Source organism: Clostridium sp. AM25-23AC (assembly GCF_003435125.1).
GTDB lineage: Bacteria > Bacillota > Clostridia > Lachnospirales > Lachnospiraceae > Pilosibacter > Pilosibacter fragilis.
Window position 1 is genome coordinate 35,825 of the sequence record NZ_QWGI01000009.1, and the last position, 20,078, is coordinate 55,902.

20 protein-coding genes are annotated in these 20,078 nt (G+C 48.7%); 6 read left to right on the forward strand and 14 right to left on the reverse strand.

Translation table 11 applies throughout. The features are described from left to right. Positions 1–502: 502 nt before the first annotated feature. Positions 503–1,021 carry a shikimate kinase gene (locus DW677_RS07215; protein ID WP_117566760.1) on the reverse strand — a complete coding sequence of 173 codons (519 nt, stop codon included), beginning with the start codon at positions 1,019–1,021 and terminating at the stop codon, positions 503–505. Between the two features lie 295 nt (positions 1,022–1,316). Between DW677_RS07215 and aroE the strand changes: the two genes are divergently transcribed. Beyond that, complete coding sequence (aroE, locus tag DW677_RS07220; protein ID WP_117484383.1) at positions 1,317–2,306, forward strand: shikimate dehydrogenase; 990 nt, start codon at positions 1,317–1,319, stop codon at positions 2,304–2,306. 201 nt (positions 2,307–2,507) lie between these two features. Here aroE and DW677_RS07225 read toward each other — a convergent pair whose 3' ends face one another. From DW677_RS07225 to murI, 5 genes are all read right to left on the reverse strand, one after another. Next, positions 2,508–3,293 (reverse strand): hypothetical protein, encoded by a 786-nt coding sequence (locus tag DW677_RS07225; RefSeq protein ID WP_015553636.1) that lies wholly within the window; start codon positions 3,291–3,293, stop codon positions 2,508–2,510. Further along, positions 3,275–3,835 carry an RNA polymerase sigma factor gene (locus DW677_RS07230; RefSeq protein WP_015553637.1) on the reverse strand — a complete coding sequence of 187 codons (561 nt, stop codon included), beginning with the start codon at positions 3,833–3,835 and terminating at the stop codon, positions 3,275–3,277. Before DW677_RS07230 ends, DW677_RS07225 begins: the two co-directional genes overlap by 19 nt. A gap of 276 nt (positions 3,836–4,111) precedes the next feature. Then, the gene (locus DW677_RS07235; protein WP_117513655.1) at positions 4,112–4,321 is read right to left on the reverse strand and encodes a hypothetical protein; all 210 of its coding nucleotides are present in this window, start codon (positions 4,319–4,321) and stop codon (positions 4,112–4,114) included. Further along, the gene (locus DW677_RS07240) at positions 4,314–4,907 is read right to left on the reverse strand and encodes an NAD(P)H-dependent oxidoreductase (protein WP_117513657.1); all 594 of its coding nucleotides are present in this window, start codon (positions 4,905–4,907) and stop codon (positions 4,314–4,316) included. Before DW677_RS07240 ends, DW677_RS07235 begins: the two co-directional genes overlap by 8 nt. A 36-nt stretch (positions 4,908–4,943) precedes the next feature. Then, the gene (gene murI, locus DW677_RS07245) at positions 4,944–5,720 is read right to left on the reverse strand and encodes a glutamate racemase (RefSeq protein ID WP_117484387.1); all 777 of its coding nucleotides are present in this window, start codon (positions 5,718–5,720) and stop codon (positions 4,944–4,946) included. A 564-nt stretch (positions 5,721–6,284) separates the two neighbouring features. Between murI and DW677_RS07250 the strand changes: the two genes are divergently transcribed. The 3 genes from DW677_RS07250 (at position 6,285) to DW677_RS07260 (ending at position 9,141) form a co-directional block, all read left to right on the forward strand. Continuing rightward, positions 6,285–6,896, forward strand: a complete 612-nt coding sequence (locus tag DW677_RS07250; protein WP_117566761.1) for a 50S ribosomal protein L25 — start codon at positions 6,285–6,287, stop codon at positions 6,894–6,896. Between the two features lie 168 nt (positions 6,897–7,064). Further along, positions 7,065–8,657, forward strand: a complete 1,593-nt coding sequence (locus DW677_RS07255) for an AAA family ATPase (protein WP_117513661.1) — start codon at positions 7,065–7,067, stop codon at positions 8,655–8,657. Positions 8,658–8,868: 211 nt separating this feature from the next. After that, on the forward strand, positions 8,869–9,141 hold the full coding sequence (locus DW677_RS07260) for a hypothetical protein (protein ID WP_117566762.1): 273 nt from the start codon (positions 8,869–8,871) through the stop codon (positions 9,139–9,141). Here DW677_RS07260 and DW677_RS07265 read toward each other — a convergent pair. Continuing rightward, positions 9,096–9,458 carry a VOC family protein gene (locus tag DW677_RS07265; RefSeq protein WP_117470748.1) on the reverse strand — a complete coding sequence of 121 codons (363 nt, stop codon included), beginning with the start codon at positions 9,456–9,458 and terminating at the stop codon, positions 9,096–9,098. The two genes, DW677_RS07260 and DW677_RS07265, sit on opposite strands and share 46 nt — an antisense overlap. Position 9,459: 1 nt before the next feature. After that, entirely contained in the window at positions 9,460–9,939 is a 480-nt protein-coding gene (locus tag DW677_RS07270) for a pyridoxamine 5'-phosphate oxidase family protein (protein ID WP_015553643.1), read from the reverse strand. Positions 9,940–10,219: 280 nt separating this feature from the next. On the opposite strand from DW677_RS07270, the gene DW677_RS07275 reads away from it, so the two are divergent. Next, the gene (locus DW677_RS07275) at positions 10,220–11,077 is read left to right on the forward strand and encodes a YitT family protein (protein ID WP_117470747.1); all 858 of its coding nucleotides are present in this window, start codon (positions 10,220–10,222) and stop codon (positions 11,075–11,077) included. A gap of 128 nt (positions 11,078–11,205) precedes the next feature. On the opposite strand, the gene DW677_RS07280 is transcribed toward DW677_RS07275, so the two are convergent. Together DW677_RS07280 and DW677_RS07285 are read right to left on the reverse strand one after the other, a co-directional pair. Next, positions 11,206–12,132 (reverse strand): SufD family Fe-S cluster assembly protein, encoded by a 927-nt coding sequence (locus DW677_RS07280; RefSeq protein WP_117566763.1) that lies wholly within the window; start codon positions 12,130–12,132, stop codon positions 11,206–11,208. Next, positions 12,132–12,866, reverse strand: coding sequence for an ATP-binding cassette domain-containing protein (locus DW677_RS07285; RefSeq protein ID WP_117566764.1), 735 nt, complete (start codon positions 12,864–12,866; stop codon positions 12,132–12,134). The genes DW677_RS07280 and DW677_RS07285 overlap by 1 nt, the downstream gene beginning before the upstream one ends. A gap of 341 nt (positions 12,867–13,207) precedes the next feature. Between DW677_RS07285 and DW677_RS07290 the strand changes: the two genes are divergently transcribed. Beyond that, positions 13,208–14,572, forward strand: coding sequence for a sodium-dependent transporter (locus DW677_RS07290; RefSeq protein WP_117566765.1), 1,365 nt, complete (start codon positions 13,208–13,210; stop codon positions 14,570–14,572). On the opposite strand, the gene DW677_RS07295 is transcribed toward DW677_RS07290, so the two are convergent. The 4 genes from DW677_RS07295 to ftsH form a co-directional block, all read right to left on the reverse strand. Next, positions 14,532–15,023 (reverse strand): YbaK/EbsC family protein, encoded by a 492-nt coding sequence (locus DW677_RS07295; protein WP_117566766.1) that lies wholly within the window; start codon positions 15,021–15,023, stop codon positions 14,532–14,534. The two genes, DW677_RS07290 and DW677_RS07295, sit on opposite strands and share 41 nt — an antisense overlap. Positions 15,024–15,079: 56 nt before the next feature. Further along, the gene (locus DW677_RS07300) at positions 15,080–16,243 is read right to left on the reverse strand and encodes an aldo/keto reductase (protein WP_347473070.1); all 1,164 of its coding nucleotides are present in this window, start codon (positions 16,241–16,243) and stop codon (positions 15,080–15,082) included. A gap of 32 nt (positions 16,244–16,275) precedes the next feature. Further along, complete coding sequence (locus DW677_RS07305) at positions 16,276–17,850, reverse strand: S8 family peptidase (RefSeq protein WP_242992123.1); 1,575 nt, start codon at positions 17,848–17,850, stop codon at positions 16,276–16,278. A 205-nt stretch (positions 17,851–18,055) separates the two neighbouring features. After that, positions 18,056–20,038: an ATP-dependent zinc metalloprotease FtsH gene (ftsH, locus tag DW677_RS07310; RefSeq protein WP_015553649.1), complete on the reverse strand. Its 1,983-nt coding sequence runs from the start codon at positions 20,036–20,038 to the stop codon at positions 18,056–18,058. Positions 20,039–20,078 lie beyond the last annotated feature (40 nt).

Below are 20,078 nucleotides of genomic sequence, written 5' to 3' on the forward strand. Positions count from 1 at the left end.
TCTACATCTTCGCGCGAGTGCGCATCTTTGGCACGTCAGTGCCTTTTTCTGACCCCATTTCAGACATTTCTCACACTTTTTCCGTCCTATTTCCAGCCATTCTCTACATTTTCCGACCTGCCCTCAATCTCTCTCCCTTGAACCACCAACACGCAATCCAGCGAATTTTCGAAATTTTCGAAATAGAGCGCGATTTTAAACCTTCAGACTCAAGCACATAACTTCTCCTCGCTCCTGTCAACACACCGCGCTGATACGCAATCTTCCAAACCGCCAACGCACAGCGCCGGTGAGTCTTCGGGCACGGACGCTTTGTGCAGGGAGCCTGGCTTCCTCTTGGCTCGCAGGAGAATGCGTTGGAGGACAGGCGGCACTAGTCTGAGCGTCAGCGAGTTGTGCCGACTGTTCTCCGCCCTTAGCATTCTTCTGCAAGCTTAGAGGAACCGCTCCCGAACCCCTGCGTTCGCGCCCGAAGACTCACCGGCGCGTACCTCTAGCCAATCTATTTCCCACAAACCTCAAGGATCTCCCCGCAGATTTCTTCTGCCGTCTTCCCATCCGTAGCAACCTTCACATCAGCCGCCGCCTCATACTTCGGCCTGCGCTTCTCCATCAGCTCTTCAATATACCCAACATTCATATTCCCATTCAGTACCGGTCTCTCCGTACTGTCCTTCACACGCTCGTAGATCGTCCCCGGCTCTGCCGTGAGAAGCACGATCTTCCCAGACTCCTTCATAAGCCGCACATTCTCCTCCTTCAAAACAGCACCTCCCCCACAGGAGATCACCGCCGGCTCCACTCCCGCAAAGCTTTTGATCAGCTCCGTCTCCAGCTCCCTGAAATACGCTTCCCCCTTCTCCTCAAAAATATCCGCGATCGCCATTTCCTCATTCTCCACGATCATCTGATCCATCTCCACCTGCCTCGCCCCGGTCATCTCCGCCAGGCACTCCGCGTTCGTACTCTTCCCGCAGCCCATAAATCCGATCAGAAAAATATGTTCCTTCAATCCCGCCATAATCTAAATTCTCCTTTTCGTACTAATAGTCTCTCAAAATCTCTAACTGTTTTCTCCCACACCCAAAACACTTTTCCACTTTCATGCGTCATTTAGTGCAAGTATACCAGATTTTAACATACTCTGCAATCAAAGAACCTTCACATTCCTGATCTATTCCGCTTTTAGCCCTCTTTTTTAAATTTTTCTGCTTTTTACATTTTCACACTTTAAAATCATAAATTTTCTTTTGCATTTTCTTTCCTGCACTGTTATAATAAAGCGAGAAAAATCACTCCCCGGAGGTACACATAAAATGGAAAACACCACATCCGCAGCTTCACCGATCACCGGACACACCGGTCTTATCTGTCTGCTCGGCAGCCCCTGTGCCCACAGCGTCTCCCCGATGATGCACAACGCATCCTTTGAGGCTCTTGGGCTCGACTACCGCTACCTCGCATTTGATGTCAATGAGGAGACACTTCCCACCGCAGTTGCCGGTTTAAAGGTTCTCGGTGCCCGCGGCTTCAACCTGACCATGCCGGATAAAAATCTCATGGTCTCCCTCTGCGACGAACTCTCCACCGCTGCCCGGATCATCGGTGCTGTCAACACGGTCGTAAACGAAGATGGACGTCTCGTCGGCCATAACACCGACGGCATCGGTTACATGCAGTCCGTAAAAGATGCCGGTTACGATATCATCGGCAAAAAAATGACACTTCTGGGCGCAGGAGGCGCTGCCACCGCAATTCTGGTACAGGCTGCCCTCGACGGCTTAAAAGAGATCTCCGTCTTCGTGAGACCCACCAGCCGCTTCTACGACCGCCTGGTACATACCGTCGAGGAGCTCACTGAGATCACTGACTGCAGGATCAGGATCTGTGACTTCTCCGACGCGAATCTCTTAAAGAAAGAACTTGCGGACAGCGCTATCCTCACAAACGGGACCTCCGTCGGCATGGCTCCCCACGAGGATACCTGCCCGGTCCCGGAAAATCTGACTTTTCCGAAAGACCTCATCGTCTCCGATATCATCTACAATCCGCGTGAGACAAAGCTCCTCACCATGGCTAAAAATCAGGGCAACCCGTTCTTCAACGGATCCTATATGCTCCTCTACCAGGGTGCCGAGGCCTTCCGTCTCTGGACTGGAAAGGAGATGCCAGTGGAGAAGATCAAGAAGGAATTTTTCTCCGATCCTTTTTATTCAAAAAGCAACTTAGATCACTTACGCCGTGTCATTGCTGCTTTAAACGCCGGAAACGGTATTTCACATGAGTTAATCACTGACGAAAAATAAATACTCTACTTTTAAAGTTTCTATTTACACATGACCTCCAGAACCTGCCACCGACAGTTTTCTCTGGATGCATGGCATCAAAAAAGGAAAACGATCTGTCTGTGCAAACCATCAATACCACAAACAGATCGTTTTCCTTAATCAAATCTTTTATTTCAGGCTTTCATCATCTATCTTATGAACTGCCAGTTGTTTTATCTTCTACTTACTCTGTCCCGCAATAATCTCTTCCGCCATTCCAAACATCTCCTCAGCGCCGAGATCCTCACCAAACTTGAAGAGGCTGTAGCCCTGTCCGTCCATGTTCCACTCTACCGTGTAGGAAGTCATAACTTCGACCTTATCGCTGCCGTAAGCCAGGTTAAAATTGCCGTCTTCCTGGGCCTTTTTGTCCTCCTCGGTGAGCTCATAATCTGCCGGAACGAACTTGTTGGTCAGCTTGTAGAAACAGAGTTCTGTACCATCCTCGCATGTCCTCACCTCTGCCGGGGTGAGTTCTCCATCCATGCCGACTTCCGCGGAAAACGTGACATCCTCCATGCCGTCTTTTCCGTATGTGACGGAAAGCTGTGTTCCGTTTCCCAGTTTATTTCCATCTTTATCTTCCGTCTCATAGTTTACCGGCACAGCAGCCTTAAACGCGTACCCGTTGGAGAATTTCTCCGGGAAATCTACCATCGGTCCATTCTCCTTCTGAAGCTCCAGCGCCTGTTCATAGGTGTGGACTTCATCTCTTATATCGGTGCGGGATGTGATTCCCGCGATCTTTCCAATCGCGAACGCCGTCATGCTTCCAAATACACAGATCGCTGCAACTGCTGCTACCGCTTTTTTCATAAAACCTTTCTTCATATAATTTCCCTCTCTTTCTATCTTCTCATATACATTTCTCCGGATCCGCGCCTTCCGCACCGATTCGTCCGGAAGTTCGCCTGCACGGCTCTCAAACATGTTTTTCAGTCTCTTTTCTAAGATAGGATCGTCCATGTTTTTCCTCCTTCCTCCTGTGTGAGGATTTGCTTCAACTGTTCCTTCGCGTGGAACAGCCTGGATTTCACCGTTCCCTCAAACACTCCGCAGACCCTTGCGATCTCGCGGATCGGCATATCATTGTAATAGTACAGGATCAACACGGTCTTCTGCTTCGGCGGCAGCTTTTCCACCGCCTCGTAGAGGATCCGCTCCTCTTCCTTCATAATGCAGTTTTCCAGGACGGACCTTCCGGTGTCCGCCTGCCCGGATGCAGGTTCCTCCTCCGGCTGTTCTTTCCGCGACTTTCTGCTGATCTTCCACGCGGACCTTGTGAGTATCCTGTAAAACCATGTCTTAAAGGCTGCCGGATCCCGGAGCTTCTTTCTGTTTAAATAGCAGGCGGTGAATGTCTCCTGGACAATGTCCTCGCTGTCCGCCGCGTTCCCGGAGATCAGCCAGGCCGCCCTGAGCGCCGGCCTCTCATACTTCTCCATCAGCTCCCCGAAGGCATCCATGTCCCCGTTGATCATGCGTCTCACGATATTCTCTTCATCCATGTCCTGCCTCCTCTCTTTTTTGATGCATCTGTCTTATAGAGACAGGCAATTGGGGGAAAGTTCATTTTTATCGGAAATTTCTTTTCTTCTTTATTCTTCCAAATATATAACTTATTTTTCCACCAGACATATTTATTTTTGTTTTTCTATCTACACTGACTTCCATCGCGTCTACCGTCAACCATTTTCATAGAGCCGCAAAAAACAGGACAGCCACCCGCATCCACGCAGATGATCTGTCCTGTTTCGATTGATGCCTTAATATGATTTTTCGTACTAATACCTTAACTTGATCCTAGAAAGCTCCACATCCACCTCATATCCATGGCTGTGAAGATACTCCTTCATGCCCTCCCGCGCGAGGTCGATATGATTCTTCGGGGCAACGGTAATGCTGCGGATCGGAAGCTTTTTCTTTCCGCCGCTTAAGTCGATCGCGATATATCTTATTGTAAAAAAGGAGATGAACCTGAGGAAATCACGCAAGGTTCCGGTATGTCCGGACTGCCTCCTCCTCTGCCGCCTTCATGATCTCTTCCACGGAATTGCCCTCGATGTCAAGCCCCTCTGCGGTATAGCACACAGTCTTATTAATTCCGTAATATACCTTGCAGAGTTTCTCGACATACTCATATCCGAGATTCAGATCCCCGATGGAGCCACCGCTGGTGGTCACATAATGGAGACTGTCGGCATGGCACAGCCCACCCGGGATTCCCTTGGAAGAAAAGGTAAAGGTCAGCCCTGTCACACAGATCTGCTCCAGATAACATTTCATTCTCGCCGGGAAAGTAAAATCCCAGTACGGGGCCGCCACAAGGATCCGGTCTGCGGACGCAAACTGCTTTGCATAGTCAAACAGCGGTCCCTCATAAATTCCGGCCCTCGTGAGCTGTTCCCGTCCTGCACTCTCTTTTCCGGTAAAAAGCTTCAGATCTTCATCCTCCAGGCACAGGGTCTCGACCTCATATTCCTCGTTCTTGTTCATTTCCTTTAATAAAGCCTGCGCAAGTCTCTCCGTTCTTGAAATATCGCGGTTCACGCAGGCGTCAATGTACAATAATTTTTTCATACCTTTCTCTCCAGATATTTTTGATATTACATGTATCTATAAATTCAACAGTCTTCTCGAAAGCTCCAGAACATCCTCCGTATTCTTACTGTTAAAGATCTTCACCTCACCTCCGGACTCTTTCCCTGATAACAGTCCACACTCAGTCAGGCGCTTTCTCGTCTGCTTCGCGGTTCCGAATCCACCGTCATAGATCGCCACGCCGGGCAGATGTTTCTGGATCTCATCTTTTACTAACGGGTAATGTGTGCAACCGAGTACCACCGCGTCGATCTCTGATTTCTCGTAAGGCTCGAACTGTTTTTCCAGATACTCGTCCAGAACAGGTCCCTCTAACATTCCGCCCTCGATATACTCCACAAGTCCCGGGCACGGCATCTTGATGATATTCGCCTCATCCTCGTAGACATGCAGCATGGAATTAAATTTTGTCTGGGAGAGAGTCATCGGAGTCGCCATAACGACAACCTTTGAGTGCTCTTTCGCAAGCACCGCCGGCTTCAGCGCCGGTTCGATTCCAATCACCGGAATATCCTTCTTCTCATACTCCTCTCTCAATTCCCGGATCGCCACACTGGTTGCCGTGTTGCAGGCCACAACTATGGCTTTCGCCCCGCGTTCCAGTAAAAAATCCACATCCTTTTTTGTGAGGTCAATGACCTCCTCCGGGGTACGTGTGCCATAAGGGGCATTCGCGGAATCCCCGTAATATAAGAAAGCCTCCCCCGGCATCAGTTTCACTAATTCTCTCAAAACACTGATCCCGCCGAGTCCGGAATCCAAAACACCGATCGGTCGATTGTCTGTATTCATAATGTACACCTCATTGACTGCCGCAGAGATCCGCCGGATCTCATGCAGCATATTATATGAATCCTCGTGTTCTCAGGCTGTCATGTTTCATTTCCATGACCGCACATCTCTTTCCTGCATAACACCGGTTATTTCATCGAATTATTCTTTGTGATGATCTCTTATATCTTATCACACTTTCCCCGTTTTGAACATCCACAGACTTTCTCCGCTCTGTTTTTGTGCACTTTTTAAAATTTAGGCCTTGATTTTTTTTATTTTTGGTTAATCTGTTTCTCAAAACACTGCTATACTTACGCTGTAACAAGAAAGAAGCGGTAACTGTTCAGTACCTTCACAGTTACGCAAAAATCCATTCCGAATTGCCTGCGGCAATGGGATTTTTGCCTGCTGGCCAAAATTATGTTACGGTCAGCGCAGTAAATGCGCAGACCTATTGAACAGTTATTAGTCACAAACTTAACAAAACCCCTTTATACACTAAAGCTGAGGGCTGCTAAGCGAATCCGGCAGAACGAATACTGGTTCGTTTGCCGGGAATCAGATTTTTGGAGGAAAAGATAAATGACTACTTTAAAAGCTGAAAAAAGAAGCATGGATGTAAAGGCAAAGAGATTAAGACGTGAAGGATTTGTTACAGGTAATGTTTTCGGACATGCCATCGAAGGCTCCATTCCGGTAAAGATGAACTCTGTAGACGCAGAACGTCTTTTAAAGACCGAACATAAAGGCGGCCAGATCAATCTCGACATTGAGGGGCAGGTATATGATGTCCTGATCAAGGAAATTGACTACAATGCAATGACAAGAAAGATCGATGAGATTGATTTTCAGGCACTTGTAAGCGATGAAAAGGTTACTTCTACTGCTGAGATCGTAATCCTGAACCGTGAAGCTGTTGTCGGCGGCGTTCTTCAGGAAGACTTAAGCGAAGTTGCTTACAGAGCATTCCCGTCCGCACTTGTCGAGAAGACAACACTGGATGCTGCAGGCCTCAAGGTTGGTGACATCGTACATGTCAAGGATCTTGACATCGCAAAGAACAAAGACATCGACTTAAAGACTGATCCGGAGGCTGTTGTGCTCTCCGTCATCCCGGTTCACAACGTTGTTCCGGAAACTGAAGTTACAACTGCACCTGTTGCAGCTGCTGCTGAGGAAAAAGAGACCAAATAATCTCCGCGTCCATATATAGAAATGGATATAAAAATGGCGGTATCGCTTCAATGGTGAGCGATGCCGCCATTTTTACATCCGTAGGAAATGAACACTCCTTGTACTTCCCGCTGGAATCAAGTATAATAAAAACAATCAAAGACGCTTTTTCTGATGGGAGGAATTTGCATGGGAAGTTATCTGAATCCGGGGAATCTTTCATTCCGCGGTAGTCTCCGCTCTAAAATTTATATCGACAAAAGCGAACTGATCGCCAGAACCAATGAAGCGCTTTGTACCGAGCAGAAATATATCTGTGTAAGCCGTCCAAGAAGATTCGGAAAATCAATGGCCGCTAATATGCTCGCCGCATATTATGACCGGAGCGAGGATACAACGGAATTATTTCAAAATCTTGCTATCAGTAAAGACAGATCGTACAGGGAAAATCTGAACCAATATGATGTGATCAAAATCAATATGCAGGAATTTTTAAGTATGTCTGAAACAATGGAAGAAATGCTGGAGATGCTTAAAAATTATCTGATTTTGGATTTTAAGGAGACATTTCACGAAATACAGTTTCGTGATGAAAAGAATCTGATTCAGGTCATGAAAGACGTATTCCGTTATACCAAATGTCCTTTTGTGATCCTGATCGATGAGTGGGACTGCCTGTTCCGGGAGTACAAGCAGAATAAAGAGGCTCAGAAAAAATATTTAGATTTTCTGCGCGCATGGCTGAAGGATAAGGATTATGTGGCATTGGCCTACATGACCGGCATATTACCCATTAAAAAATATGGCTCCCATTCCGCATTAAATATGTTTACAGAATATTCCATGACCGATCCAGGCGATCTGGCCGGGTATTTCGGCTTCACTGAACAGGAAGTATCCAGACTCTGCGATACATACGATATGAATTTCGAGGAAGCGAAAACATGGTATGATGGATATCATCTGATCGCACATCGCCAGAATGGTGATGAACATTACTCTATTTACAGTCCTAAATCGGTTGTGGAAGCCATGCTGCGACACAAGTTGGGAACTTATTGGAATCAGACGGAAACATATGAAGCCTTAAAAATTTACATTCAGATGGATATGGACGGACTGCAGGACTCTGTTGTCAGAATGCTTGCAGGTGAAGCAGTACAAATCAATATAGGAACTTTCAGCAATGATATGACCACATTTGCCACTAAAGATGACGTCTTGACATTACTGATCCATCTCGGCTACCTGACATACAACAGCGTAGATGGAACCGTTGCCATTCCTAATAAAGAAGTCTCACAGGAATATGTGAATGCAATCAGCACCATGAACTGGCATGGCGTGATCGACTCCGTAGAATCGTCCCGTAAACTTTTAGAATCATTGTGGGCCATGGACGCCGACGCAGTTGCGGCAGGAGTTGACAAGGCTCACGATGAAATTTCGATTCTTCAGTACAACGATGAAAATTCTCTGAGCTGTACCATAAATCTTGCATTTTACTTTGCACGCGAATATTATACGATAATCCGTGAACTGCCTACAGGTAAGGGTTTTGCTGATATATGTCTGATTCCGAGAAAACTGCATTTAGATAAACCTGCGGTAGTGATCGAACTTAAATGGGATAAAAGCGCATCTGGAGCTTTAGACCAGATCAGAGAAAAACAGTATGGAAATGCATTGAAAGATTATCATGGTAGTATATTACTTGTTGGAATTAATTATAACAAAACAACGAAGAAACACGAATGCATGATCGAGACTATGCAGAAATAAATATAGTATCATGTGAACATCAGCAATATCTTTCAACTTAAAAGATCAAAAAAGTCGCTGAGTTGACAATTCTGTATTTCCCTGCTATACTGTCTTGCAGCTCATCGGAGGGCTTGTAAACGCATTTACAAAGCTGGATAAGATGCCGAAGGATCGTTCGGTATTTTATCCGGCTTTTTTATATAACTGGAAATTTTAGGTGGAAAATACTATGAAAAAGACAAATGATTTCACGGAAGGCAGCCAGATCATTCAGAGCGTCATGACGGTGATCACGAAAATCGCCATGGGCATCACGGTCCTTGTGGGGCAGAAAATCGGTGAAAAGCGTCCCCATGAGGCGGGCATCATTGGCAGCGGCATCGCAACCTCCGTGCTGGCGGGACTCTGCCTCAGCTATTTATTCTACACATACGTTCTGTACTTTGACGCACAAAATCACATCGGCGTCCCAACTTCGATCAAATTGCCATCCAAATCATAAAACCGGACCACCTTCTGTCCCCAACTATGTGTCATAAGGCGGTTCACATACTGGATATTGGGATATAACCGCTCCAATTTTTCAACAAATCTCTCTATGTTCTGTTCCTCAAAATAAAGCTCACACGAATTGCTTTCCGGAATAATAGTTTTCCCTAAAAAATCCTTCCATATCTTCTCCTCCTGCAGCACAAGCCCTTCCGTCAGGATTATATTTCCGTCATTATCAAGTACTATATCAAGTCCAAACAGATCATGATAAAACTTTTTCGATCTCTCAATATCCTTGACAACGATCAAAATATTCCTCAATCTCATTCTACTTCTCCTGCACCTCCTTGCCGCTCAAATGCTCGATCTCGATTTCAAACATCTGCACAGCCCTTCCCGCCTGCGCGATCTCCTCATCAGCCAGCTGTTCATTCGGATAATATTTCATCGCAAACCGTTTTAACATTTCCATTGCTTTCTCACTGCCATTTTCCATCAAATGACATCTCCCGAACACAACCGTACTCTGCATAAACGGTGCCCAGTCTTCCTCCCTGATCGTCTCATTTCCATAAACCGTAAAACATACCTTATCACATACCCGCAGTGCATCGACCTTATGCCCCGCGCGCGCACCATGAAAATAGATTTTCCGGTTCTCCCTGTCATAAAAATAATTGAGCGGGATCGCATACGGATATCCATCATCCCCATTCACCGCAAGAACACCTCTCCTGCTGTTTTGCAGAAGTTCCTCCGCCGCGCTATCCTCGATCTTATTTCTCTTTTTTCGAATCTCTCTAAACATAATTCTACACTCCTGATTCATAATATTACCAACCTCATCTTTTCCTTCTCCAAACACCGGCAAATTCTTCCAGATCCATTATATCTCACACGATTGGATTCGTCATCCTCTTCCTTCTCCAACGCGTTTTCCATACCCGGTCATCCTTCATATTTTATCAATATCTGTTTTTCACTTTGCCGCATACAAGCGCTCACACTGTAACGTGCACGTTTGACAACTGTACATTTTTCACATATGATTGACACGCAAATACTAATACGAAAAAGGGAATCTCACCATGTTTGAAAAACTAAAATATTTCTCCACGATCTTCTTCGGCACCTTCATCATCGCCGTGGGAGTCTATTTCTTCATGAACCCGAACCATATCATCAGCGGAAGTATCTCAGGACTCGCCGTGGTTCTCGTAAACTTTGTCCCGCTGTCCCTGTCCGCCATGACGCTGCTCTTAAACATCATCTGCATCATCCTGGCATTCCTCTTCGTGGATAAGACCTTCGGGACAAAGATCATCTTTATCTCCGTCCTGCTGCCGGCGCTTCTCTTTGTGTTCGAGATCCTGTTCCCAAATCCGGGTTCTCCCACAGGAAATATCGCCCTGGACGTGGTGGGAATGATCGTCGTGATCTGCTACGGACAGGCAGTCCTCTTTAACGCCAACGCCGCGTCCGGCGGTCTCGACATTATCGCGAAGATCATGAACAAGTACCTCCACATGGATCTCGGAAAGTCCATCATTATCGCCGGAATGGTGACCGTCGCAAGCTCCTATTTCGCCTACGACCTCCAGACCGTGATCATCGGCGCCCTGTCCACCTACTTCAGCGGCCTCGTCCTGGACTACTTTATCGACGAGTTCACCGGAAAGATCCGCGTCTGCGTGATCTCCGAGCACAACGATGATTTCAAGCGCTACGTCATCGAAACACTCCAGCGCGGAATCACCGTCTACACCGCAACCGGCGGCTACAGCGACACGCAGAAGGAAGAGATCCTTGCGATCCTCACCAAAAAGGAATATGGTCAGTTTATGGACTACGTCCAGGCAAAGGACCCCAACGCCTTCGTAACGATCTCCAACGTGAAGCGCGTGGTGGGAAGCTGGAATACGCCGAAGAGACGGACGTACTTCTAACACTTGAAAAAGCCGTCAGGCAGCGGCAGCTTTTTCAAGTGTATGACATCAAAAAAGCAGATCTGCAGCGGCAACATGTCATGTTACCTGCAGACCTGCTTTTCTTAATATTATACAAAATTCTGATTTTAGTTCAGGAAGTTCTCAATAATAACGCTCTCCGCCTCTTCCTCGGTAAGTCCCAGCGTCCGAAGCTTTAAGAGCTGCTCATCGTTGATCCTTCCGATCGCCGCCTCATGGATGATCGCCGCGTTTAAGTCGCGCGCACGGATCTCCGGAATGGATCCGATCTCGGCGTGGTCCATAATGATGGAGTCACACTGGATATGGGCCTGACATTTGTTGTTTCCGACCGCCTTCGGGTGGAAGGTCTGGACGGAATTGCCTTTTCCGACAGATCTTGAGATGATCTGGGCTGAGCTGTCCTCACCGTTTAAACGTACCTCGATGTTGGACTCCGCCGTCTGGTCTCCCTCGGTCATGAGGCGCTCCGTCACATACAATCTGGAGTTTTTATCCATCTCCACAAGCGTCTCGCGGACTGTGGAGTCAACGCCCTTGATCTGTGCCGTATCCAGAGTAAATACGGAATTTTCTCCGACATAGATATTCGTCACCGGATTCAGCACACGGCCGCCGGTTCCATTTCCATCTCCATAATGCTTTTCCTGATAACAGACGTTCGCATTCTTTCCAACATGAAAGGTATGGATCCCGTCATGTCTGCTCTCATTGCATCCGCTGTTGTGGATCCCGCAGCCCGCAACGATCGTAACGTCCGCGCCGTCTGCGATATAGAAATCATTGTATACAAGGTCTGTCATGCCGGAAACGCTGACGACCACCGGGATGTAAACTTTCTCGCCCTTTGTATCGCCATCAATATAGATATCGATGCCCGGCTTGTCCGTCTTCTTCTTGATCTTAATATGCTCACTGTCACCGTGGCAGATGGACGTTCCGTTCTGGCGCAGGTTGAAAGCGCCCTTCTGGGAAAATCCGTTGTCATTGATGACCTTCAGTACCTCTTCTACTACATGATCCAGCTCTACCATTACGCTCTCACCCCCGCATTTCCTGCACATGCATGACATTTATCAAGACCTTCTAAACACGGCAGGACATCTTCCTTCCGTCCTTCCGCCTTGATCTTCCCGTCATCGATCACCATGATCCGGTCTGCCATGCTGATGATCTTCTCCTGATGGGAGATGACGATCAGACTCTGTTTTTTCTCTTTGTGGATCTCCTCGAATTTCCGGATCAGCATGGAAAAACTCCAGAGATCGATCCCGGCTTCCGGCTCATCAAAAATACATAAGGTATGTTCCTTCGCAAGAACCGTCGCGATCTCGATCCGCTTCATCTCGCCTCCGGAAAGCGTTCCGTCGATCTGACGGCCTAAATATTCCTCCGCACAGAGTCCCACATCGGACAGAAGCCTGCAGCACTCCTGATCTGACATTTCTCTTCCTGCTGCCAGCGCAAGAAGTCTCTGCACCGTCATTCCCTTAAATCTCGGCGGCTGCTGGAATGCATAGCCGATCCCGGCGTTAGCCCGGTGGTTGATATCGTAATCCGTGATATCTTCCCCGTCTAAAAAGATCTTTCCGCTCTCCGCCTTCTCGATTCCGATCAGGACCTTCGCCAGTGTGGACTTTCCACCGCCGTTTGGTCCCGTGATCACCAGCATCTCCCCATCGTCCACCTGGAAAGAAATATGATCCAGAAGACATTTTTTCGCCCCGTTATCCTCCACATGGAGAATCAAATTTTCCGCTTTTAACACAATTTCACCTCTCTGTATCTATCAATGGGCTCAGACCCTGTCGGATAAAAGCCCATGTACATCGACACCATTCCTGCGTCTGTATCCAAATATAAACTGTATTTATCTGGTAGGAATAAGTGTATTATAACGCAAAACCGATAATTTCGCCATCAAATTATAAGATTCTCCGGTTGTTCCTTTTTTTATACATTCTTCTGCGTTCTGATTATACCTTCCATCGGTTCTATTCCAATTTTAGTCTCCCCGACAGTTCAAATTGCCTTTTTTCATATTCTATGATAGACTATCCCTTACACGCACAAATGTATTTGTGATAAAAACATGAGGAGAAATTAATTATGAATCGTAAACGAAGTTCGTTCTCCGGAAAGCTCGGTTTCGTCCTGTCGGCGGCGGGCGCGTCCGTAGGACTTGGAAACATCTGGCGTTTCCCCTATCTCGCAGCAAAGTATGGCGGGGGAATCTTTCTACTCGTCTATATCATTCTGGCACTGACCTTTGGCTACACGATGATCGTGGCGGAAACTGCTCTCGGCCGCATGACAAAAAAGAGTCCGGTGGGTGCCTATGAATCCTTTGGAAAATCAAAATGGCTGTCCTTCGGCGGCTGGATCAATGCTGTGATCCCGATCCTGATCGTCCCGTACTATTCTGTGATCGGCGGCTGGGTCATCAAATATCTGGCTGAATACCTTCTTGGACATGGACAGGCCCTTGCCACAGACGAATATTTCTCCGCGTTTATTTCCAACGGTCGTTCCACGGAGATCTGCTTTATTCTCTTCACCCTGTTTACAGTTGTTATCATTTACGCAGGTGTACGCAACGGGATCGAGCGTGTATCGAAGTTTATGATGCCGATCCTCGTGGTCCTTTCCCTGCTCATCGCGGGCTATTCCGTATCGAGACCGGGGGCTATGAGTGGTGTGAAATATCTGCTGGTACCAAACCTTGAGAACTTCTCATGGATGACGGTGGTATCCGCTATGGGACAGATGTTCTACTCCCTGTCCATCGCCATGGGAATCCTTATCACCTTCGGTTCCTACATGAAAAAAGATACTTCGATCGAAGATTCCACCCAGAATGTTGAGATCTTCGATACCGCGATCGCGATCATGGCCGGTCTCATGATCATCCCGGCCGTCTTCGCCTTCTCCGGCGGTGACCCGGATACCCTGCAGGCCGGTCCTGCGCTGATGTTCATCACGATCCCGAAGGTGTTCGCAAGCATGGGACTCGGAGCCGCAGTCGGCATCCTGTTTTTTGTCCTGGTCCTGTTCGCGGCTGTCACAAGTTCCATCGCCCTGACCGAGAGTGCCGTCTCCACTTTTGAGGATGAGCTGCACTGGAGCCGGAAAAAGGCGACGGTATTTATGGCTGTCATTATGCTCCTGCTCGGAACGCTCTCCTGTCTCGGCTATGGTCCACTGGCCGGTGTGACCGTGATCGGAATGCAGTTTCTTGACTTCTTCGATTTCCTGACAAACTCTGTTATGATGCCGATCGCGGCGATCGCGACCTGCCTTCTCGTATCGAGAGTCATCGGAGTTGCAAAGATCGAACAGGAGGTCACAAACGGCGGTCATCCGTTCCGCAGAAAAGTGATCTTCCAGTTTATGATCCAGTATCTCTGCCCGATCTTTGCGACTATCATACTGATCAGTTCTGTGGCGAACGCGTTTGGGTGGATCTCGATGTAACATCCACCCATCCTTTTGCTCCTGCAGCCCGCTCGAGCTCCGGGATCGTAAGTTTTACCGCACTGTGGTCATTTCCCGCAGCCGGGTACACCGTTGTGAACTGCTTCAGGCTGTCATCCAGATAGACCTCGATCCCCTCGTTGATCCCAAAGGGGCACACGCCACCCGGCGCATGGCCGATCCGCGCTTCTACCTGATCAAACGGGATCATCTTCGCCCTTACATGAAATGTATCTTTATATTTGTGGTTATCGACTTTTGCCGTCCCTTCCGTCAGGATCAGGACGGCTTTTTCACCCTGTAAAAAGGACATGGTCTTCGCAATCATTCCCGGCTTCACATCCAGTGCCTCCGCAGCCTCTGCCACTGTGGCCGTTGATTCTTTCAGCTCGATCACATGATCCAGAAATCCCTTCTGTTCCAGATCTGCTTTTGCTTTTTCAAGTGACATGATCCTATTTCTCCTTTGTTGATAATTCGCTGACTGGATTTTCGATCTCCGTAATATCAGCATCCAAATAACTTCGCAGTCTTCTCCATCCTCTCCGCGATCGGAACTCCAAACGGGCACCGTGCTTCGCACAAATGACATCCGATGCACTCCGACGCCTTATGTTCCAGAAGCTCATAGTGAGACTGCACTGTCGCCGGGATCTTCGGCTGCATGGTTGCCAGATCATAAAACTTGTTGATCATAGCAATATCCAGATTTGCGGCACACGGCTTGCAATGTCCGCAGTATGTACATTCGCCCCGGTAGGAATGGAACGGCGCATTCGCGATCACAGACGCATAGTCTTTCTCCGTCTCTGAGGCAGTCTCATATCCCACTGCCGCATCTACCTGCTCCTTTGTGTCATATCCACACATGATGGAGCAGACAGCCGGTCTCGTCAGCGCATAGTGAATACACTGGACCGGGGTAAGACAGACACCAAACGGAGATCTCTTCGCATCGAAAAGTCTTCCGCCCGCGAATCCCTTCATGACCGTGATCCCCACATCGTTCTCCTCACAGGCCTTATAGAGCATCGCCCGGTCCAGATCGATCCCCTTAAGTCCCGCGTCAAACTCCTCCGCAAACATCGTATCGATATCCTCACTCGCCGGCAGCATATCAAACGCCGGGTTGATACTGAAAAGGATCATCTCTATATATCCGGACTCAACCGCCTTCATAGCTACCTTCGGATTGTGGGAGCTCATGCCGATGTGCCGGATCACGCCTTTTTCTTTCAGCTCCATCACATAATCCAGATAATCAGAGTGCTGGATCTTCTCCCACTCTTCCTCAGAATCCACATAGTGGATCATTCCGAGATCGATATAGTCGGTCTGTAGTCTCTTTAAAAGGTCCTCAAAGGCCGGACGCACATATTTCATCTCCCGAGTGCGGAAATACTGTCCGTCCTTCCAGGTAGACCCGATGTGTCCCTGAATAAACCACTGATCCCGGTTCTCTTTAATTCCCTCGCCGATGATATTTCTCGATTTCGGATCCGCCATCCAGCAGTCCAGCATATTGATCCCTTTCTCTGACGCATACCGGATCAGCTCAATGCCCTCAGTTTCCGTATGCCGTTCCAGCCATTCCCCGCCAAATCCGATCTCACTCACCATGAGCCCTGTTTTTCCCAATCGTCTTGTCTTCATGTGTTCTCCTCCGATCATCTGTTGCCTCCGGCATTTCTCCCATCAGGATCCTACTGAAATGCCCCCGGTCCGTCGCTCTCCGACACGAATTTTGCGATCTTCACCGCTCCATTTCCATTCTTATCCACAGCATAGAACGTATACGTTCCTTTTTCCGTGATCTGGAACGCCGCCATATCCTTCTCATTCACCGTAAACGCCGTTTCTTCCACAGTCCCGTTCGCAAACTCCCCGGCTGTATGCTCGCCCTTTGCATAGAAGAGCTTATCAAGATCCCCGTCAATATCGAGGACGCGGACAGTCAGATACATTCCGCCATTCCGGTTCGAGGTCTGCATTTCCAGATATGGAGCCGTCCCGTTCTCCGGTCTCGTTCCACCGATCTGAAATCCCTTTCTCGATAGACTGCTGATATCATAGGAAAGGGCTGCGCCCACATTCAGCATACCGCCGGACACCGTCACGTCCTTGAGACTCTCCATCGGTGTCACCGTGGACATCAGGATCTCCTTCACATCCGCAACCCCGATCCCGTCAAAATACGAATAGATCATTGCCGCCGCCCCGGACACCATCGGTGCCGCCATGGACGTTCCGCTCATGTATCCATAGGTGTTTCCAGGGGTCGTACTTAAGATATAACTTCCCGGCGCCGCAAGATCCACAGTCGTTTTTCCATAGTTGGAGCTTGCGGACAGTGCCCCATCAAAGCTTAGATTCGCGACGGAAATAATATTGTCCAGGTCATACGCCGCCGGATAAAACGGGATCACGTCCGTATCAACGCCTTTTCCTGTCTTCGGATTTCCGTTTCCCGCCGCCACTACAAACAGCATACCGGAATTCTTCATCGCCTCATATAACGCCTTATCATCTGTCGTCGACGTCAGGCTCAGGTTGCAGATCACCGCACCGTTATCCTCCGCATATTTGATCGCTTTGATGACAGCCGCCGTACTTCCACCGCCGTCATTTCCCCCAAGAGCCTTTAACGCCATCACCCGAACCCGGGTTCCCGGAACGATTCCCGAGATTCCGATCCCGTTTCCTGTCCCGGCACTGATCGTCCCGGCCCCGTGGGTTCCGTGGCTGTCCTCATTCCCGATGAAGATCTGATTGTTATTATTGTAGAAATTCCACCCATAACAATCATCCACGTAGCCGTTTCCGTCATCGTCGATGCCGTTTCCCGGAATCTCATCGGTATTAACCCATAAAGTGTCCTTCAGATCTTCATGAGAAGCATCAATTCCCGTATCGATCATTGCGACGATGGTATCATGGCTTCCGTTCCCATATGTCTCCCATGCCTGTTTCAGGTTGATATCCACGCCGGAAACCGCCTGTCTCTTCTTTACCTCCACGAGAGTTCCAAGAAGCTCCGCATTCTCCGATGGCTGACCGAACGGATCCGAGTAGACCGGATACTTCGTAACCTCTTCCGATGTGAACGATCCATCGTTGAAGAACGCCCACTGCTCTGACGCGGACGGGTCATTCGTCTGAAGTTTTTCAGACGCATACGCCATAGACGGCTGTCCCGCTGCCGCGAGTATCACCGCCGCCATAAATCCCGCCGCATGTCTGCAGACCGCTTTTCTCTTTCCATAATCATTCTGATCCATAAAAATTCTCTTTTCTCTCTCCATTTCCAGCCCTGCAAAGCGGACATTCGCAATACGTTTCTGCTGTCTTCTGAGCTGTGTTCAAATCTGTATTTTATTTTACCAGATATTCTTGTCTTTTTCATGAATTATTTCTTTTAATTTGCTGATATAGAAAAATGGGCAGGATGACACTTTTTGTCACCCTGCCCACATTTATCCATATTTAGTTCTGCTGCTCCGGATTCTGCTCCGTCGGGGCCTCCAAAGCCTCAGCAGCCTGTACCGGCTGGCTCGCCGCGTCCTCCGCGAACTCGCCTCCCATACGGCTCTTCTCTTCTTTCTTTCCTTCCTCCGGCTCCGGGATTCCCTTCACCTGGCGGAAGATCTTCATGAACTCCTTGCCTGTGATCGTCTCTTTCTCGATCAGGAACGCGGCGATCTGATCCATCGCATCACGGTTTTCGGAGAGAAGACGCTTTGCCTCAGCATAGGCGTTCTTTAACATCTTCATGACTTCCGTATCGATCTCAGCCGCCGTAGCGTCACCGCAGTTTAAGACGGTGCGTCCTGTCAGATACTGGTTCTCCTGGGTCGCAAGCCCCATAAGACCGAACTTCTCAGACATACCATACTGGGTGACCATCGCTCTCGCGATCCTTGTCGCCTGCTCGATATCGTTCGCAGCACCTGTCGTCACCGTGTCAAACACGAGTTCCTCAGCCGCACGTCCGGCAAGGGAAACCACAAGCATTGCCTCAAGTTCTTTTTTCGTATTTAAATATTTTTCCTCTTCCGGAACCTGCATGACATATCCCAACGCTCCCATGGTACGCGGAACGATCGTGATCTTCTGGACCGGTTCAGCATCCTTCTGAAGCGCGGTGACAAGCGCGTGTCCAACCTCATGGTAGGAGACGATCCGGCGCTCCTCTTTGCTTAAGATCCGGTCTTTCTTCTCTTTTCCGACGAGAACAAGCTCCACAGCCTCAAAGAGGTCTTTCTGGGAGACAGCCTGGCGTCCGTTCTTGACTGCGTTGATAGCCGCCTCGTTCATCATGTTCGCGAGATCCGCGCCCACAGCACCGGAAGTCGCAAGGGCGATCTCCTCGAAGTCGACAGTCTCATCCAGGCGCACATCCTTGGAATGTACCTTTAAGATATTGACACGGCCCTTCAGGTCCGGCTTGTCAACAATCACACGTCTGTCAAAACGTCCCGGTCTCAAAAGTGCCGGATCCAGGATCTCCGGACGGTTCGTCGCGCCCAGGACGAGAAGTCCCTTAGAGGAATCAAATCCATCCATCTCGGAAAGCAGCTGGTTTAAGGTCTGCTCTCTCTCATCATTTCCTCCCATCCGGCTGTCACGGCTGCGTCCGATGGCATCGATCTCATCAATAAAAATGATACACGGTGCGGACTGCTGTGCCTGCTTGAAGAGGTCTCGGACACGAGACGCACCCACGCCGACAAACATCTCCACGAAATCAGAACCGGAAAGGGAATAGAACGGAACATGTGCCTCACCGGCTACCGCCTTCGCAAGCAGAGTCTTACCTGTTCCTGGAGGTCCCACAAGGAGCGCTCCTTTCGGCAGTTTTGCACCGATCTTTGAATATTTCTGCGGATTGTGCAGGAAATCGACGATCTCCACAAGGGATTCCTTCGCCTCGTCCTCGCCCGCTACGTCAGCAAACGTGACTCCCGTCTCCTTCTGGACGTAGACCTTGGCGTTGCTCTTTCCAACGCCCATCATTCCTCCGCCGCCCATCCGGCTGTACATCATATAGAGAAGTCCGATCATGAGCGCCGACGGGAGTACCCATCCCATCAGAAAGTTTAAAATACTCGCGCTCGTACTCGTATCTTCCGCCACCACATGGACCCCGTTGGCATCTAAAAGACGCTCTGCAAGATCAACATCCGGGATTCTTACCGTATAATACTGGATGAAGCGGGAAAGCTTCGTGGAAGAAGTCTTTGGCGTTAAGTAGATCCTGTTGTTGGAGATCTTCGCCGTATCGATCTCTCCCTCTTTTAAGTATTCCACAAATTCCTCATACCCGAGTTCCTGGGTCTGGTTTTTGCGGACCATGTTGTTCATAACGGTCACAGCGATCAGCGTGATCACTAGGATCAGGGCGAGCACCCCGATATTCTGTCCGCTTGGCCGCTTTCCGCCATTTCTGTTCTGATTGTTATTGTCCATTGATTTTCTCCACTTCTTTTGCGCATATATCACATTTGGG

Coding starts and splice junctions, on each gene's coding strand:
- DW677_RS07260 (WP_117566762.1), top strand. CDS start 8,869: ATGAAAAAGACAAATGATTTCACGGAAGGCAGCCAGATCATTCAGAGC.
- DW677_RS07300 (WP_347473070.1), bottom strand. CDS start 16,243: ATGATCGGAGGAGAACACATGAAGACAAGACGATTGGGAAAAACAGGG.
- murI (WP_117484387.1), bottom strand. CDS start 5,720: ATGAATACAGACAATCGACCGATCGGTGTTTTGGATTCCGGACTCGGC.
- DW677_RS07215 (WP_117566760.1), bottom strand. CDS start 1,021: ATGGCGGGATTGAAGGAACATATTTTTCTGATCGGATTTATGGGCTGC.
- DW677_RS07280 (WP_117566763.1), bottom strand. CDS start 12,132: ATGGTAGAGCTGGATCATGTAGTAGAAGAGGTACTGAAGGTCATCAAT.
- DW677_RS07250 (WP_117566761.1), top strand. CDS start 6,285: ATGACTACTTTAAAAGCTGAAAAAAGAAGCATGGATGTAAAGGCAAAG.
- ftsH (WP_015553649.1), bottom strand. CDS start 20,038: ATGGACAATAACAATCAGAACAGAAATGGCGGAAAGCGGCCAAGCGGA.
- DW677_RS07290 (WP_117566765.1), top strand. CDS start 13,208: ATGAATCGTAAACGAAGTTCGTTCTCCGGAAAGCTCGGTTTCGTCCTG.
- DW677_RS07240 (WP_117513657.1), bottom strand. CDS start 4,907: ATGAAAAAATTATTGTACATTGACGCCTGCGTGAACCGCGATATTTCA.
- DW677_RS07270 (WP_015553643.1), bottom strand. CDS start 9,939: ATGTTTAGAGAGATTCGAAAAAAGAGAAATAAGATCGAGGATAGCGCG.
- DW677_RS07305 (WP_242992123.1), bottom strand. CDS start 17,850: ATGGATCAGAATGATTATGGAAAGAGAAAAGCGGTCTGCAGACATGCG.
- DW677_RS07230 (WP_015553637.1), bottom strand. CDS start 3,835: ATGGATGAAGAGAATATCGTGAGACGCATGATCAACGGGGACATGGAT.
- aroE (WP_117484383.1), top strand. CDS start 1,317: ATGGAAAACACCACATCCGCAGCTTCACCGATCACCGGACACACCGGT.
- DW677_RS07275 (WP_117470747.1), top strand. CDS start 10,220: ATGTTTGAAAAACTAAAATATTTCTCCACGATCTTCTTCGGCACCTTC.
- DW677_RS07255 (WP_117513661.1), top strand. CDS start 7,065: ATGGGAAGTTATCTGAATCCGGGGAATCTTTCATTCCGCGGTAGTCTC.
- DW677_RS07265 (WP_117470748.1), bottom strand. CDS start 9,458: ATGAGATTGAGGAATATTTTGATCGTTGTCAAGGATATTGAGAGATCG.
- DW677_RS07225 (WP_015553636.1), bottom strand. CDS start 3,293: ATGGACGATCCTATCTTAGAAAAGAGACTGAAAAACATGTTTGAGAGC.
- DW677_RS07295 (WP_117566766.1), bottom strand. CDS start 15,023: ATGTCACTTGAAAAAGCAAAAGCAGATCTGGAACAGAAGGGATTTCTG.